This is a genomic window from Paenarthrobacter sp. AMU7 (assembly GCF_041200195.1).
Classification (GTDB): domain Bacteria; phylum Actinomycetota; class Actinomycetes; order Actinomycetales; family Micrococcaceae; genus Arthrobacter.
The window spans coordinates 4,501,766-4,518,017 of sequence record NZ_CP165735.1; the positions used below are offsets into that span (position 1 = coordinate 4,501,766).

15 protein-coding genes and 1 riboswitch are annotated in these 16,252 nt (G+C 63.5%); of the genes, 2 read left to right on the forward strand and 13 right to left on the reverse strand.

Annotated features, from left to right (window positions below):
- Position 1: 1 nt before the first annotated feature.
- The 8 genes from ABQM86_RS20760 to gcvP all read right to left on the reverse strand — a co-directional run bounded on the left by ABQM86_RS20760 (position 2) and on the right by gcvP (position 10,238).
- Positions 2 to 850 carry a hypothetical protein gene (locus ABQM86_RS20760; protein ID WP_369745480.1) on the reverse strand — a complete coding sequence of 283 codons (849 nt, stop codon included), beginning with the start codon at positions 848 to 850 and terminating at the stop codon, positions 2 to 4.
- A gap of 90 nt (positions 851 to 940) precedes the next feature.
- Entirely contained in the window at positions 941 to 1,396 is a 456-nt protein-coding gene (locus ABQM86_RS20765; RefSeq protein WP_369745481.1) for a hypothetical protein, read from the reverse strand.
- 443 nt (positions 1,397 to 1,839) lie between these two features.
- Entirely contained in the window at positions 1,840 to 2,862 is a 1,023-nt protein-coding gene (gene lipA, locus ABQM86_RS20770) for a lipoyl synthase (RefSeq protein ID WP_207595438.1), read from the reverse strand.
- 22 nt (positions 2,863 to 2,884) lie between these two features.
- Complete coding sequence (locus ABQM86_RS20775; RefSeq protein WP_280624726.1) at positions 2,885 to 4,297, reverse strand: L-serine ammonia-lyase; 1,413 nt, start codon at positions 4,295 to 4,297, stop codon at positions 2,885 to 2,887.
- 175 nt (positions 4,298 to 4,472) lie between these two features.
- Positions 4,473 to 5,792 carry a serine hydroxymethyltransferase gene (gene glyA, locus ABQM86_RS20780; protein WP_369745482.1) on the reverse strand — a complete coding sequence of 440 codons (1,320 nt, stop codon included), beginning with the start codon at positions 5,790 to 5,792 and terminating at the stop codon, positions 4,473 to 4,475.
- Positions 5,789 to 6,172: a glycine cleavage system protein GcvH gene (gene gcvH, locus ABQM86_RS20785; RefSeq protein WP_089596855.1), complete on the reverse strand. Its 384-nt coding sequence runs from the start codon at positions 6,170 to 6,172 to the stop codon at positions 5,789 to 5,791. Before gcvH ends, glyA begins: the two co-directional genes overlap by 4 nt.
- Positions 6,173 to 6,225: 53 nt before the next feature.
- Complete coding sequence (gene gcvT, locus ABQM86_RS20790) at positions 6,226 to 7,374, reverse strand: glycine cleavage system aminomethyltransferase GcvT (RefSeq protein WP_369745483.1); 1,149 nt, start codon at positions 7,372 to 7,374, stop codon at positions 6,226 to 6,228.
- Positions 7,375 to 7,385: 11 nt separating this feature from the next.
- On the reverse strand, positions 7,386 to 10,238 hold the full coding sequence (gene gcvP, locus ABQM86_RS20795) for an aminomethyl-transferring glycine dehydrogenase (protein WP_369745484.1): 2,853 nt from the start codon (positions 10,236 to 10,238) through the stop codon (positions 7,386 to 7,388).
- A 149-nt stretch (positions 10,239 to 10,387) separates the two neighbouring features.
- A riboswitch (glycine riboswitch) is annotated at positions 10,388 to 10,486 on the reverse strand.
- Positions 10,487 to 10,799: 313 nt separating this feature from the next.
- Between gcvP and mscL the strand changes: the two genes are divergently transcribed.
- Both mscL and ABQM86_RS20805 read left to right on the forward strand, forming a co-directional pair.
- Complete coding sequence (gene mscL / locus ABQM86_RS20800; protein WP_207595443.1) at positions 10,800 to 11,276, forward strand: large conductance mechanosensitive channel protein MscL; 477 nt, start codon at positions 10,800 to 10,802, stop codon at positions 11,274 to 11,276.
- 156 nt (positions 11,277 to 11,432) lie between these two features.
- Positions 11,433 to 12,326, forward strand: coding sequence for an amino acid-binding protein (locus ABQM86_RS20805; protein ID WP_280624746.1), 894 nt, complete (start codon positions 11,433 to 11,435; stop codon positions 12,324 to 12,326).
- Between the two features lie 12 nt (positions 12,327 to 12,338).
- Here ABQM86_RS20805 and ABQM86_RS20810 read toward each other — a convergent pair whose 3' ends face one another.
- From ABQM86_RS20810 to ABQM86_RS20830, 5 genes are all read right to left on the reverse strand, one after another.
- Positions 12,339 to 12,686 carry a hypothetical protein gene (locus tag ABQM86_RS20810; RefSeq protein WP_207595445.1) on the reverse strand — a complete coding sequence of 116 codons (348 nt, stop codon included), beginning with the start codon at positions 12,684 to 12,686 and terminating at the stop codon, positions 12,339 to 12,341.
- 155 nt (positions 12,687 to 12,841) lie between these two features.
- Complete coding sequence (locus ABQM86_RS20815; protein ID WP_280624750.1) at positions 12,842 to 13,096, reverse strand: hypothetical protein; 255 nt, start codon at positions 13,094 to 13,096, stop codon at positions 12,842 to 12,844.
- An 88-nt stretch (positions 13,097 to 13,184) separates the two neighbouring features.
- Positions 13,185 to 14,558, reverse strand: coding sequence for an NAD(P)(+) transhydrogenase (Re/Si-specific) subunit beta (locus tag ABQM86_RS20820; RefSeq protein WP_369745485.1), 1,374 nt, complete (start codon positions 14,556 to 14,558; stop codon positions 13,185 to 13,187).
- On the reverse strand, positions 14,555 to 14,902 hold the full coding sequence (locus tag ABQM86_RS20825) for an NAD(P) transhydrogenase subunit alpha (RefSeq protein WP_280624754.1): 348 nt from the start codon (positions 14,900 to 14,902) through the stop codon (positions 14,555 to 14,557). The genes ABQM86_RS20820 and ABQM86_RS20825 overlap by 4 nt, the downstream gene beginning before the upstream one ends.
- Positions 14,902 to 16,098, reverse strand: coding sequence for a Re/Si-specific NAD(P)(+) transhydrogenase subunit alpha (locus ABQM86_RS20830; protein ID WP_369745486.1), 1,197 nt, complete (start codon positions 16,096 to 16,098; stop codon positions 14,902 to 14,904). Before ABQM86_RS20830 ends, ABQM86_RS20825 begins: the two co-directional genes overlap by 1 nt.
- Positions 16,099 to 16,252 lie beyond the last annotated feature (154 nt).

Sequence of the window (16,252 nt, forward strand, 5' to 3'; positions counted from 1 at the left end):
GTCAGTTCGCCTGTCCCGTGCCGGAGTATGCGAGCTGGAGGGTCGCGCCTTTGCAACCGTCCTGGAGCTTGGATGTGTCGAGCATGGCAATTTGTGGTCGCTTGGATTCCGGCACGCCCAGCTCCGACAGTGTGCGGGTGCCGGGTGCAACCGTCAGCGGATACGTTCCCGAATATTGGGTGATCTTGTAGTCCGCCGTGGTGCAGGCCAGATTGGCAGCGACTGCCGCGGGGGTTCGAACCACCCGGCTGATAGCCACGGTCAGGTTGGTCACCGCGATGCTCTTGTTGTTGGAGTTGGAGATCTGGAGATTCATCGGCCGGGTGATTCCCGGCGCAAGCAATCCGTCCACCGAGCCCGAAACGTCAAACGTCCTCTTGACCTCCAGGATTTGGAGTTGCGCCGGCGCGGAAGCCTGCACTGAACCGCTGCTGCCCTTCACCGTGAAATCCGCCTTACCGGCGGGTGTCGAGGGGGCCGTCTGCACTGTCATGGTCACTTGCGCCGTGCTTCCGGAGGTGAGGACCACCGACGACGGTTGCCACGCGGCTACCGCTCCGGTCGGCAACCCGCTGGTGGCGAATGTGACGGTTCCCGTGAAGCCTCCCGTGGACGCGGCCGACACGGTATACGTGGTGGACTGCCCCTGGTCCAGTGTCCTGCTTGAGGGAGACAGCGTGACCACAATCCCTTTGGAAACCTTGGCTGGGGCACCTTGGGATGCGCCCTGCCCGCTGCTTGCCGCGAGGGCCGCCACAGGGACGAGGGCAACCACCAGCGCCAGTATCAGCGCACGGAGTGGCACTCGTGCTTTGCGGAACGGCGTTGTTCGCTGTGGCCGGTGGTCCATGGAAGCTCTTTTCGGACGTGTTCGGTACTGCGGGCAGAAAGACGGAGGCCGGGGACCACCACTCGCGAGGTGGTCCCCGGCGGTCAGGGGCTACAAGCTGGTGACGTTGACCGTGACGACTGCACCCTTGCAGGCATCTTGGTTGACCGTGGTGCTGTCGTTGAACTTCAGCACGCCGCTGCCCACGGACGTCCCTGTGCTGTTGGCTGCGACCGGGCTGTTGCTGGTGGCGGCAGTGACCTCAAACCAGGCTGGAAGACATCCGGCGATGTCGGTGGTGACGTTGGCGCTGAGGGCGCCGACGACGGTGCTCGACGACGTGGAGTTGTCGGCGGTGTACGCCACATCGACCTGGTTACCCGGTGCCAGTCCGCCGTTGAACGTAGCGTGCAGCGTGACGGTTCCGCCGCCGGCCGAGTTGGTCGCCGTGCCGTTGCCCGAACCGGTGGTGGTCCAGTAGGCGTACGCGGCTCCGCCACCTACTGCTACCAATGCCACGCCTGCGACGGCTGCGGTGACCCGGCTCTTCTTGGAAAGCTTGCGCATGATAAGACTCCTTGGTTGATCTACGTCCCGGGGAGCCGCCTCGCAACCCCCAGCATCCGGCCGTTGTTGTCGGATGAAGCGATGCCCCAATAGTTCAACCAAGCGCGGGCCCGTGGCTACGTTTCCGGGTACGCCTCTTTTCCTTCGAACAGCGGGCGAAAAATACCCACCTTCGCGATGCCATTACTCACTTTTTGAACCCGCACTACTTGGTCCCCCGTCCGAGACCTCAGTCATGGCGGGGGTGTGGGTACTCGCCTTCTCCGGGCATGTCCAAGGAGTGGGCACCGCTGAATTTCGCCGCAATCGTCCTGACCTTGGCCTCGGTGCGCGAACATTGTGCCCGTCTTGAGCAAAAAATGCGCTGGTGTTCGATACTCCCCGCTTCATTACTTAAGGCCCGACGGCGGCCGGCCGCCCCCGGGTTGGCCCCGACGGAGATTTCAACGCGGGTGGGCGGCGAGGATGGTGGAGGCTTCCTGGCGGGTGGTGCCGGAGTCCTGGATACCCTCGGCAATGTGGGCGAGGTGGGCGGGGATGTCCCGGCCCTTCTTCCGCATCGCGGTGGCCCAGAGGCGCCCGGCCCGGTACGAGGACCGCACCAACGGACCCGACATCACACCAAGGAACCCGATCTCCTCGGCCTCGTGCTGGAGATCCACGAACTCCTGCGGCTTGACCCACCGGTCCACCGGCAAGTGCCGCTCGGACGGGCGCAGGTACTGGGTGATCGTGATCAAATCACACCCGGCCGCGTGCAAGTCACGCAGGGCCTCGGAGATTTCCTCCCGGGTCTCGCCCATGCCCAGGATCAGGTTGGACTTGGTCACCATGCCCAAATCACGGCCCTGCGTGATGACATCAAGGGACCGCTCGTACCGGAACGCCGGACGGATCCGCTTGAAAATCCTCGGCACGGTCTCGACGTTGTGCGCGAACACCTCGGGCTTGGAATCACAGATCGCCGCGATGTGCTCCGGCTTGCCGGAGAAATCGGGGATCAGCAACTCCACCCCGGTGCCCGGGTTCAGTTCGTGGATCTTCCGGACCGTTTCGGCGTACAACCACACACCCTCATCGGCCAGGTCATCACGGGCCACACCGGTCACGGTCGCGTAGCGCAACTGCATCGCCTGCACCGAACGGGCCACCTTGGTGGGTTCGAACATGTCCACAGGGGACGGCTTGCCGGTATCGATCTGGCAGAAATCACACCGCCGGGTGCACTCGGACCCGCCGATCAGGAACGTCGCTTCCTTGTCTTCCCAGCACTCAAAAATGTTCGGGCAGCCGGCCTCTTCACACACAGTGTGCAGGCCTTCCTTCTTCACCAGGTTCTTGAGCTGGACGAACTCAGGACCCATCTGGACCTTGGCCTTGATCCACTCGGGCTTGCGTTCAACCGGGACCGCCGAGTTACGCTGCTCAACGCGCAGCAACTTACGGCCTTCAGGTGCGAGTGTCATGAGTTTCTTCCTTGTTGGTTGTTCAGCATTCGACGACGTTGACGGCGAGGCCGCCCATCGCGGTTTCCTTGTACTTATGGGACATGTCCTTGCCCGTTTCCCGCATGGTCACGATCACCTCATCCAGGGACACCCGGTGCGTCCCATCACCCCACAACGCCATCTTCGCGGCGTTGATAGCCTTCGCCGCCGCGATCGCGTTCCGCTCAATACACGGAATCTGCACCAACCCACCGATCGGATCACACGTCAGCCCCAGGTTGTGTTCCATCGCGATCTCCGCCGCGTTCTCCACCTGACCCGGCGTACCACCCATCACCTCAGCCAACCCGGCAGCAGCCATCGACGACGCCGACCCCACCTCACCCTGGCAGCCCACCTCAGCCCCCGAAATGGAGGCCTGTTCCTTGTACAACACACCCACGGCACCGGCAGTGAGCAGGAACTTCACCACCACATCATCCCGATCCTCCTGGGAGGCCTGATCCATGCCCGGGGCATAATTCAACGCGTAATACAGCACCGCCGGAATGATCCCCGCAGCACCATTGGTCGGCGCCGTCACCACCCGGCCACCCGAGGCGTTCTCCTCATTGACGGCCAGGGCGATCAGGTTCACCCACTCCTGCCAATACTTCGGATCGTTCCGGTCCTTGTCCTCCTTCAGCAGCCGCTCCAACCAGTCAGGAGCACGACGCCGGACCCTCAACCCACCGGGCAACACACCCTCACGCTTCAAACTCGTTTCAACACAGGCTTCCATCACATGCCAGATATGCAGCAAACCCTCCCGGATCTCCTCCTCCGACCGGGACGCCCGCTCGTTGATGAACATGATGTCGCTGATCCCCAAACCCTTGGACGCACACCGGCCCAACAACTCCGCCGCCGTCCGGAACGGCAACGGCAACTCCTTCTTCGACTCCTCCAACTCCTGCTGTGCAGCGTTCTCCTCACCCTCCCGGACAATGAACCCGCCACCGACCGAAAAGAACGTCGCCTCCCGCAAGGTGTTTCCCTCAGCGTCGGCCACGGCGAACTTCATCCCATTCGTATGCCGCGGCAACACCGTCAACGGATGCAACACCATATCCTCCACCGCATACGGCAGCTCCACACCTTCACCGGACGCACCGGCCAGGTTGAGCTTCCCCGTCTCCGCAATGGAAGCCAACCGCTCCTCCACCTCGTCAGGCAGAATCTCCTCAGGGTCGTATCCTTCCAGCCCCAGCAGGACAGCAGTGAAGGTGCCGTGCCCCTTACCGGTGGCGGCCAACGATCCGTACAGATCAACCCGCAAACCGGCAATGGATTCAAGGTCACCGGATTCACGAAGCTCACGGGCGAACACCGCCCCGGCACGCATCGGCCCCACAGTATGAGAGCTCGACGGCCCAATGCCTACAGAGAACAGATCGAAGACCCCAACGGCCATGGCTATTTCCTCACTAGTAAAACGACGTTGAACCCGCCCCGCCCCCAACAAACGGAACGGACCCCAAACCCCCCTTCGCCGATTCGGGGCTTCGCTGCACAACATGCCGCGCGAACGGCACGTCCCGCAGCACCCCCCCGAACCGGACAAAACACCAACGAGCCAAAAACCCCGGTTAGGCGAGGTTCGCGACTCCCGGGTACAGCGGGTGCGCCTTCGCAAGAACATCAACACGGTGACGCAGCCCGGAAAGGTCCGCGTCGGCGTCGGCGATTAATGCCTCGGCGATGATGTCGGCCACCTCGCGGAAGGCTGCTTCACCGAAGCCGCGCGTCGCCAACGCCGGAGTGCCGATGCGCAGTCCGGAGGTGACCATGGGCGGGCGGGGGTCGAACGGGACGGCATTGCGGTTGACGGTGATGTCGATCTCGGCGAGGCGGTCTTCGGCTTGCTGGCCATCTAGTTCGCAATTGCGGAGATCAACGAGGACCAGGTGCACGTCCGTGCCGCCGGAGACCACACTGATGCCCTTGTCTGTGACGTCGGGTTGGACCAAGCGCTCGGCAAGGATGCGGGCACCCGCGAGGACACGTTCCTGACGCTCCCGGAACTCCTCCGAGGCGGCGATCTTGAACGCGACAGCCTTGCCGGCGATCACGTGCTCCAGCGGTCCGCCCTGCTGTCCAGGGAACACAGCCGAGTTGATCTTCTTGGCGATGCCGGCGTCGTTGGAGAGGATGATGCCGCCACGCGGACCCGCGAGGGTCTTGTGCGTGGTGGACGTGGTGACGTGCGCATGTGGGACGGGCGAGGGGTGCAGCCCCGCAGCCACCAGGCCGGCGAAGTGGGCCATGTCCACCATCAGGTAGGCGCCCACGGAGTCGGCGATCCGGCGGAACTCAGCGAAGTCCAACTGCCGCGCATAAGCGGACCAGCCGGCAACGATCAGCGCAGGTTTGTGCTCCTGTGCCAGGCGCTCAACCTCGGCCATATCCACCGTGTGGGTGTCCTCGCGGACGCCGTAGGGAACCACGTTGTAGAGCTTGCCGGAGAAGTTGATGCGCATGCCGTGCGTGAGGTGCCCACCGTGAGCCAGGTTCAGGCCCATGATGGTGTCGCCGGGCTTGATGAGGGCGTGCATCACGGAGGCGTTGGCCTGCGCACCGGAGTGTGGCTGGACGTTCGCGTACTCGGCCCCGAAAAGGGACTTGATGCGGTCGATCGCGAGCTGTTCGATCACGTCAACGTGCTCGCAGCCGCCGTAGTAGCGCTTGCCCGGGTAACCTTCGGCGTACTTGTTGGTCAGGACCGAGCCTTGGGCCTGCATGACGGCAACGGCCGTGTGGTTCTCCGAGGCGATCATTTCCAGGCCGTCGCGCTGGCGACCCAGTTCGTCGTCGATCTTCGCAGCGATCTCGGGATCCAGCTCTGACAGCTGGGCGTCCAGCGACGCCGACACCACTTGCTTGTACTCAGTTACAGATACCGGGTTCACAGTTCTCCACCGTTCGTTGCAGCGTATTCTTCGGCCGACATGAGCGGCCCTTCTTCCGTGGCGGCAACCTTGAACAGCCAGCCGGCACCGTAGGGATCGTTGTTGATCAGTGCCGGATCGCTGACAACGGCGTCGTTGATCTCGGTCACCTCCCCCGTCACGGGCGAGTACAGGTCCGATACCGACTTGGTCGACTCCACCTCACCGCACGTCTCACCTGCGGTCACCGTGGAACCAACCTCGGGCAGGTCCACATACACAATGTCGCCCAGGGCATCAGCGGCAACCGCGGAAATCCCGATCCCCACAGGCCCATCACCGTCAGCGGCAACCCACTCGTGCTCAGCCGAGTACTTCAATTCAGCAACTACCTTGCTCATAAGATTCCTTCTCTCACTAACTGAAAACTTTTCAAGATCACCCGCTGTAGGGGCTACTTCCGACGCTTGTAGAACGGGAGCGCGACTACTTCGAAGGGCTCAGCCTTCCCTCGCAGGTCCACCTCGACCGTCGTGCCCGGCTCTGAATGATCGACGTCGACATACGCCATCGCTACCGGGTAACCGAGCGTGGGGCTCGGTTGGCCGGAGGTGACTTCGCCGATGAGCGAGCCGTCTTTGAGGACCGAGTAGTGTCCGCGGGCGGCGCGGCGGCCGGTACCTTTGAGACCGACCAGCTTCTGGCCGATGGTGGATCCGACCCCGGCTGCCTTGATCGACGTCAGTGCTTCCCGACCAACGAAGTCGCTTTCCTTAGCTAAGGAAACTACCGGGCCGAGCCCTGCGGCGTAGGCATTGACGTGGATGGAGAGCTCGTTGCCGTAGAGCGGCATTCCGGCTTCCAAACGCAGTGAGTCGCGGGCTGCGAGGCCTGCCGGGATGAGGCCGTGGCCTTCGCCGGCTTCGAGCAATGCTTCCCAGAGGCGCGGGGCGTCGAGGTTCGGGACGTAGATTTCGAAGCCGTCTTCGCCGGTGTAGCCGGTGCGGGCCAGCAGCAGGTCCTGGGTGCCGCCGTCGAACGTCAGCCCAACCTCAACCGCAGCGTAGTACTTCAGATCGGTGACCAGCGCGTGCTGATCGGTGGGAACCAGGGTCAGCAGGATGGCTTCGGCGTTCGGGCCCTGCACCGCGATCAGTGACGTCTCGGCAGAAACGTCCTCTACGACGACGTCGAAACCGGCCGCGCGCTTCAGCAGCGCCGCGGCGACCACCTTGGCGTTGCCCGCATTGGGGACCACCAGGTACTTGTCCACGCCGTCCTCAGGAGAGGGTCGACGGTAGGTAATGAGGTCGTCGATGATGCCCCCGTCGGTGTTGCAGATCAGCGAGTACTTCGCTTTGCCCACGGCGATCGCGGACAGCTTGCCTACCAGCGCGTAATCCAGGAAGGCCGCAGCGTCCGGGCCGGACACCCAGACTTCACCCATGTGGGAGAGGTCGAACAAGCCCGCGGACTTGCGGACTGCGTGGTGTTCGGCGAGTTCGGACTCGTACTTCAGGGGCATCTGCCAGCCGCCGAAGTCCGTGAAGGATGCACCGGCCTTTTTGTGCTGCTCATAGAGAGCGGTGTAATTCTCAGACATGTCAGGAGTCCTTAGTTTTCGAAGTCTTCGAGCGGAGGGCAGGAGCACACAAGATTCCGGTCACCAGCGGCGCCGTCGATCCTGCCGACCGGCGGGAAGTACTTGTCCTGCTTCAGGTGGTGGACCGGGAAGGCGGCCTGCTCGCGCGGGTAATCCCGGTCCCAGCCGGAATTCACGACGGCGGCAGCCGTGTGCGGCGCGTTGCGCAGCGGCGAGTTCTCAACGGTGAAATCACCGCTGGCCACCTGCTCAATCTCGGCGCGGATGGTGATCATGGCTTCGATGAAGCGGTCAATCTCCACGAGGTCCTCGGACTCCGTCGGCTCCACCATCAACGTGCCGGCAACCGGGAACGCCAGGGTGGGGGCGTGGAAGCCGAAGTCGATCAGCCGCTTGGCCACGTCTTCGGCCGTGACACCCGTGCGGGAGGTCAGTTCGCGGAGGTCAAGGATGCACTCGTGCGCCACGAGCCCGCCCTCACCCGTGTAAAGGATGGGGAAGTGCTCATCCAGGCGGGAAGCAACATAGTTGGCTGCAAGCAGGGCCGACTTGGTAGCTTCCGTCAGTCCCTGCCCACCCATGAGCTTCACATACGCCCAGGAAATCGGCAGTACACCGGCAGAGCCGTAACGTGAGGCGGAAATCGCGACACCATGACCAGGCTCGTGCGCAGCCTTGTTCGCGTCGCCCGGCATGAACGGAGCCAAGTGGGCTTTCGCAGCAACAGGGCCCACGCCCGGTCCGCCGCCACCGTGCGGGATGCAGAAGGTCTTGTGCAGGTTCAGGTGGGACACGTCGCCGCCGAACTTGCCCGGCTGTGCCAAGCCAACCAGTGCGTTCAGGTTTGCGCCGTCAACGTAGACCTGGCCGCCGGCTGCGTGGATCGCGTCGCACACCTCCCGCACGTCGGCGTCGTACACACCGTGCGTGGACGGGTAGGTGATCATGATGCAGGACAGGACGTCCTTGTTGGCTTCAATCTTGGCGGTCAGGTCCGCGTGATCGATGGTGCCGTCAGCAGCCGTGGCCACCACGACTACCTTCATGCCCGCCAGCACAGCAGACGCTGCATTGGTGCCGTGGGCCGACGCGGGGATGAGGCAGACAGTGCGCTGCTCATCACCGCGGGACAGGTGGTAGCCGCGGATTGCCAGCAGACCTGCGAGCTCACCCTGGGAACCGGCGTTCGGCTGGATGGAGACCTGGTCATAGCCCGTGATCTCCGTGAGGTCAGCTTCCAGATCCTCAATCAGTTCCCGCCAACCAGCAGTCTGGTGGTCCGGAGCGAACGGGTGGATGGAGGCGAACTCCGGCCAGGAAATGGCTTCCATTTCAGCAGTGGCGTTCAGCTTCATGGTGCAGGAGCCCAGCGGGATCATGGTGCGGTCCAGAGCAAGGTCCCGGTCGGACAGCTTGCGGATATAGCGCAACAGCTGCGTCTCGGAACGATGCGTGTTGAACACCGGGTGCTGCAGGAAGTCGGACGTCCGGACCACGTCAGAGGGCAGCTCAAACCCGGCCGCGTCCCCCACGGGTCCGGCGCCAAAGGCGACGGCTACCGCGGAGAGGACCTCCGGCGTCGTGGTTTCATCAACGGAGACACCAACGGTGTCGGCGTCGATGAACCGCAAATTGATACCGCGGGCTTCAGCGGCGGCGATAACCTTGTCCGCCTTCCCGGGGACGCGCACCGTGAGGGTGTCGAAAAATGCCTCGGAGACGAGTTCGCGGCCGGCCTTCTGCAGTGCGGTGGCAAGCGTACGTGCGTGGCCGTGGACGGTCTCGGCGATCGCCTTCAGGCCCTCGGGGCCATGGTAGACGGCGTACATCGAGGCGACAATGGCGAGCAATGCCTGGGCCGTGCAGATGTTGGACGTGGCCTTTTCGCGGCGGATGTGCTGCTCGCGGGTCTGCAGCGCCAAGCGGTACGCGGGGACGCCTGCGTTGTCCTTGGAAACACCAACGATGCGGCCGGGAAGTGTACGTTCCATGCCTTCGCGAACGGCCATGTACGCAGCGTGCGGGCCGCCGAAGAACAGCGGAACACCGAAGCGCTGCGCAGTTCCGACGGCGATGTCCGCACCTTGCTCGCCCGGGGGCGTGATGAGGGTGAGCGCCAGCAAGTCAGCGGCCACGGTGACCAGGGCACCGCGTTCCTTGGCGTCGGCGATGACGCCGGAGTGGTTGAAGACCCGGCCGGAAACGCCGGGCTGCTGCAGGACGATGCCGTTGATGTCGCCATCGGGAAGACCGGCAGACAGGTCAGCAATCTCCACCTCGAAGCCCAGGGCCTCAGCACGGCCCTTGACGATCGCGATGGTCTGCGGGAGGAGGTCGGCGTCCAGGACGGTCTTGCCGTCCTTGGCCGACTTGGACTTGTTGGCCCGACGCATCAGCAACACGGCCTCGGCAACGGCGGTGGCTTCATCAAGCAACGAAGCGTTGGCTACTGGAAGTCCCGTGAGGTCCTGGACCATGGTCTGGAAGTTGAGCAGCGCTTCGAGGCGGCCTTGCGAAATTTCCGGCTGGTACGGGGTGTAAGCCGTGTACCAAGCGGGGGCTTCCAGGATGTTGCGGCGGATCACCGGGGGCGTCACGGTGTCGTAGTAGCCCTGGCCGATCATCTGGACAGCGGTTTTGTTCTTGGAAGCCAGTTTGCGCAACTCGGCGAGGACCTGGACTTCAGTGAGGGCGTCCTGCAACTTCAGGGCAGTGTCCTGGCGGATGGAATCAGGGACCGCGACGTCTACCAGGCCGTCGACAGAGTCGTAGCCGATGGCCTTGAGCATGGTGTCAACGTCGGCCTGGCGGCGGGCGCCGATGTGCCGGTCCGCGAAGGCGGTGGGGGTTGATTGAACAGTCAAGAGGAACTCCATGATTCAGGCGCCCAATGAGCGCCACGATGATGTGGGGTTCCTCCCCGCTCTGTATTGGACCTGAGAGATTCCGCAGGAATGGTTGCCTGCTTGCACCGTCGGTGAGCCCGGTTGCCCGGACTGCTTTCCAGAGTTGCCTAACCGCGGCGGTACATGGGCCTGAGAGATTCCTGGGGAGGATTTGCTCCTACGGCGCCTGACTGGATGTACCGGCAGGACTCTCCCGCCGCAGATCAAAAGCGTTGCGCCACCATGAGTGACACGCTTCACACCATAGCGGGTTGTTTTGAAAAAGTGCAAGCAAGGTGTGGTTACTGATGCCGCGAGTTCGACCCCCGCGGAATGTTCCTCAACGACCACACCAGGTCCCTGCTCGCCTGACAGGGAGTCATGGGTGTGCCGGGATGTGGGAGAAAGCAACGCTCTCTCACATCCCGAGCCCTTCCCACCAACGCTCTCTCACATCCCCGCTTACACCGGCTGGAAACCCCGGAGTGGTATTTTGATCTCTGCTGGAGGCAGACACTGCACCTATTCGGAGGATCATCCATGTTCAAGGGTTTCAAGGACTTCATACTTCGCGGCAACGTGATCGAGTTGGCCATTGCCGTAGTCATCGGCAGTGCGTTCACAGCCCTCGTTGCGGCCTTCACCACCAACATTATTAACCCCGTGATCGCCGCCGCAGGCGGAGTGAACGCTGATGGTCTCGGCTTCAGGATCTGGCAGGACAACCCCGCCACCTTCATCAACATCGGTGCCGTGCTGACGGCTCTCGTGACCTTTGTGATCACCGCTGCCGTGGTCTACTTCATCTTTGTGGCACCCATGAACAAGATCAATTCCCTGGTCAAGGACCGCCTCTCCACCGAGGAGCCCGAGGAAGAGCCGCTTCCGGCAGATACTGCCCTTCTGGCCGAAATCCGCGACCTCCTGAAGGACGCTGCTGCCGCCCGCAGCACTGCCCGGACCTCTGGCCTTGGATCGGACCTGGACTCCGAACTCGATTCCGACCGAACCCGCTAGGATCGCCGGCTCCCTGCGGGCATCAGTTCCCAGTTGCTTCACCGAACCCGGTGTTCTCTCCGCGAGGGCGCCGGGTTCTTGCACGTTCACCGGCCCGTCCACAGAACGTGACGCGCTGGCAACCGGCGCGAAACGGGGGGAGGGCAGCATGGGAACATGAAGCCCAACCCGAGCACTTCCGTCACCGCGGATCTTCTGTGTGATGTCTGCGGACAATTGCCTGAACCTCCCAAGGCCCGGCTCACCCTCGCCAACATCGCGGTGATGCTTCCTATCGAACTGTTGGTTCATGCGGCCGTGGTGGGAACCACCCTCCCCTACGTGGCCAAGGTCCTGCTGCTTGCAGTGACCGCCACCGTTTTGGTGATCTGGGTGGCCGAACCTTCAGCTGCCAAGGTCCTCCGGGGCTGGCTGCACGCGCCGGCCCTCCGCCAACGGCACAGACTACATCTGGCGCCGGCCTTGTGGCGGGCCCGGACAGTGCTGCTGGACCAGCCAGGTTCACTGCAGACGGTCACACAGTCCTTGGCCAAGTTGGGCACGAACATCCTCAGCCTTCACGTCCACCCGGTGATGAGAGCCGGGTCCCTCGCCCCGGGACACATCGGAACTGTCATGGACGAGTTTGTTCTCTCCGCCCCGGGGGACGTCACCGAGCAGGAACTGTTGAAAGCCCTGGCCGACGGCGGCGGGTGTGGGTCCCTTGTTTGGCCCACCACCGCTTTGGCCATGGCAGATGGCCAGACCAAAGCACTGACCCTGGCGACCCGGATTGCCGGAAACCCGAAGGAACTTCCGCATGCAGTGGCCGAGCTGCTTTCCGCCAAAGTCGTCCCGAGCGATCCGGAGCATCCGGCGCCCGAGACGAGCGCCGGCGTCGGGCCTTCACCGGACGTCCTCAAGATCCCCACGGCCTGGAATGGCCCGCTGGTCTTTTCCCGACCCGGCGAACCGTTCACGCCGGCCGAGTCCGCGCGTGCGCATAGGCTGGCTGAGCTCGCGGAGATCCTGGCGCACAGCCCGGCGGCCCCGGAGAGAGCGCGCTGCTGAACCCCACAGCGTTCAGTCCTGGTCGATCTTCTCGAGGAGCTTCCCCAGGGCATCCCGGATGTCGTCGTAGTCGTACTGGCCGGCCCTGCTCTCGGCGGCGATCACACCACAGCGGTGGATCTTCGTGAAATCACCGATGGGGAACTTGTAGTGGCCCTTTTGGTCATCCGGGTGGTCGTCGTCCACCCCGAGGAACCACTTGGAGTATTCGGCGTGCCCGTGCTTGTCCAGGAAGGCATTTTCGTCCTTGGTGGAGGGCGCGTGCTCACTCCAGTCGTCTCGGGTGTCCTTGACCACCTTGCCGTCCGTGACCAGGCGCTTCGCATGGTCAAAGGCCTTTTTGTTGAGTTTCACTGTCATGGCGCACCTCGCTGGGGTTGGTGGCTTGGGCTGAATCCGGAAGCTCGTGCAGCCCAGCATAGGACGCCGGCGGACGGGTGGAAAGGCCGTTGGGTCGGAGGGCCGGAATGGCAGCCCCGGCGCTCAGGCTCAGCTACCGCGCCCAGCCATAGCGGTCAGTCCACCAGCCGGATCCTGAGACCGGTTCCCCGCTCTTTCTCCACCAACCTCCGCTCTATGGGACCGCTTTGGGCAAGCCAGAGGACTTTGCCGTCATAGGTGACGGACTCCACGCAGCCTTGGTCCACTACCTCGTTGTACCGCCAGACCTCCACCGTCTGGCCCACAAGGACCCGCCAATTGGTCACGGCCCTGCCTTCGATGTGGCTGAAAGGCGTCCCGGTCGACGATTTTTTGTTGCTGTCCTTCACGTCAATGACTCCTAGCGGTGCTTGACAAACTGTCTGTAAAGACTTGTGCCGCCACGGGCCAGTACATGACGCGGTTCGCGGGTTTTTCCTAGAGTCCTTTCACCGCGCCCAGGACCTTGGTCAGTGAATCCTTGGCATCTCCGAACAACAAGGTGGTTTGGGGTTCGTAGAGGAGTTCGTTTTCGATACCGGCAAATCCCGGACGCATGGAGCGTTTGAGGAATACCACCTGCCGGGCGTCGGCAACTTCAAGGATGGGCATTCCGTAGATCGGTGAGCCGGAGGTGGTCTTCGCGGCAGGGTTGACGACGTCGTTGGCGCCCACCACCAAAGCAACATCGGCGGTCTTGAATTCGGAGTTGATATCGCCCATTTCCTTCAACGATTCGTAGGGCACGTTGGCCTCAGCCAGCAGCACGTTCATGTGTCCGGGCATACGTCCTGCCACGGGATGGATGGCGAAATCCACGTCGATTCCGCGGGCTTCCAACGCCAGGGCGAGCTCGGCCGCGGTGTGCTGTCCTTGTGCGACCGCAAGCCCGTATCCCGGCACAATGATGACCCGCTGGGCATAGCCGAGCAGCACTGCAACGTCCTCTGCGCTGGAGGACCGCACTGGCCGCTCGCTCACAGCGGTGGATCCTGCCGTCGAGCCACCTTTGAAGGCGCCGAACATGATGCCGGCGACACTCCGGCCCATCGCCGCCGCCATGGCCCGGGTCAGGATGGTGCCCGAGGCTCCCACCAACGTTCCGGCGACCAGCAAAAGAACATTGCCCAGCACCAGCCCCGATGCCGCGACAGCCAAGCCGGTGGAGGCATTCAGGAGCGAGATGACGATCGGAACATCCGCGCCACCCACCGGAAGAACCAAGAGGATGCCGGTAATAAGACCCAGGACCAACAGCACCAGCGCCAGCGCGAGCGAGCCGTTCAGGATCACCACTACACCGGCACCCACCGCAGCCAGTAGAACCACAGCCATCAGTGCGGGCAGGCCCGGGAATGTGACGGGGCGGGTGGTCATGAGCCCTTGGAGCTTGGCGAACGTGACACCGGAACCGGCGAAGGACACCGCACCGACCAGCAGCGTAAAGACGATGGCCAGGCGAACCCAGGGATCGTCTGAGTGGGAGAGTTCCAGCATGGCAACAAGCGCAGCAGCACCACCACCAACACCGTTGAAGAGGGCCACGAGCTGTGGCATTTGCGTCATCTGCACGCGGCGGGCCACCGGCGCCGCCACACCTGAACCCACCGCAATGGCACCGAGGATCCAGGGAACGTTGTCCAACTTAACGGAGACAAAAACCGTGACCACGGCCAACAAGGCGCCCAAGGCGCCAATCAGGTTGCCGCGACGGGCCGTTTTCGGTGAGTTCAGCCCCTTCAGCGCGAGGATGAAGCACGCCGCCGCAGCCAGGTAGAGGAGTGCCGTCCACGTGGGATTGAGGAGCGTCACGGTTGGCGCTCCTTCGTCACGGCTTCGGCGGAGCCCGGACCAGCCGGCTCAACTTTCGACGGCGGCCGTTGCCTTCCGCGGAACATCTCCAGCATGCGGTCGGTCACCACGAATCCGCCCACTAGGTTGGCCGTGGCAAGGACGACAGCCAACAAGGCTACTGCCAGCACCCACGGGTCAGCAGCCTGTCCGGCAACGATGATGGCTCCCACCAGGATGATGCCGTGGATGGCGTTCGCGCCGGACATGAGCGGCGTGTGCAGGGTGCTGGAAACCTTGGAAACAACCTCGAAGCCCACGAACACGGCCAGCACGGTGATCGTCAGCAGGCTCATGCCATCCATCAGCGCACTCCTTCAGTTCCGGGACGGGTTGTGCCAACGGGTGCTGTTTCGCCTGCGAGCGCCCTGAGTGCCTCCGCGGTGGGTGCGTGCCTGACTTCGCCGAGGTGGGTGAGGCAGGTGCCCGCTACTACTTCGTCGTCGAAGTCCGGGGAGACCGTCCCGTCTTTGGTCATGAGCGCCAGCAGATTGGCCACGTTCTTGGCGTAGAGGCGGGAAGCGTCTGCGGGCATCGCGGAGGCTGGGTCCTTGATTCCCACCAGTGTCACGAACCCTTGGCCGTCAGCGGTGGGCACGGGGATGTCCTGCCCTGGGATGCTTCCCTCAACATTCCCGCCGGATTCGGCCGCCAGGTCCACTACCACGGAGCCGGGGCGCATACCCTGCACCATCTCGCGGCTCACCAGGAGCGGCGCCCTTCTCCCGGGAACAGCGGCGGTGGTAATCAATACATCGGCTTGGGCAACGTGCGGTGCCAGGAGTGCCCGCTGCAACGCGCCGCGGTCTGCGCTGAGTTCGCGGGCGTATCCACCGGATGCCTCGGCGGTTTCCAGGTCCAGTTTGATGAACGTGCCGCCCATGGACGCTACTTCGTCCGCCGAAGCCGGGCGGATGTCGTTGGCGGAAACCCTGGCCCCGAGCCGCTTGGCTGTGCCGATCGCCTGCAGTCCTGCAACACCTGCACCCAACACCAGCACCTTGGCGGGCGGGATGGTCCCGGCCGCCGTCATGTACAGCGGGAAGAACCGGGGCAAACGCATGGCCGCCTCGAGGACGCAGCGGTAGCCGGCCACCAGGGCCTGCGAAGTGAGCGCATCCATGGATTGGGCGCGGGAAATACGGGGAACCAGCTCGAGGGCAAAGGACGTGATTCCACCTGCGGCGAGCGCCCGCACCGTAGGCAACTCCGAGGACGGCGACCCCAACCCGACGGTGACCGAACCCCGGCGGAGGGCTCCCGCCGTCGACGGTTCCATGGGACGTACGTGGCAATAGACATCAAGCGATCCGAGAACCAACGACTGCACCACAGCGGCGCCCGCCGCCCGGTAGTCGTCGTCGCCATGCCCGGACGCCAGCCCCGCACCGGACTCGATCTCAACCTCCAGCCCCAACCCCACCAGCTGCTTCACCGTTTCCGGCGTTGCGGCCACACGTCGCTCACCGTCGAGCCTCTCGCGCGCTATGCCTGCTTTCACCCGCCACCCCTTTTCCGGAATTCTCCAGAACTCAGTTGGCATGAGTCTATGACCGCAAAGGTCCCGGCGGGAGTAGGGGCTGCGCTATGTGCATAAGTCAATTAGGGTCGGTAAGAGCTGGGGCAACCAGTCACCACACCGTCGACGAGCCGGT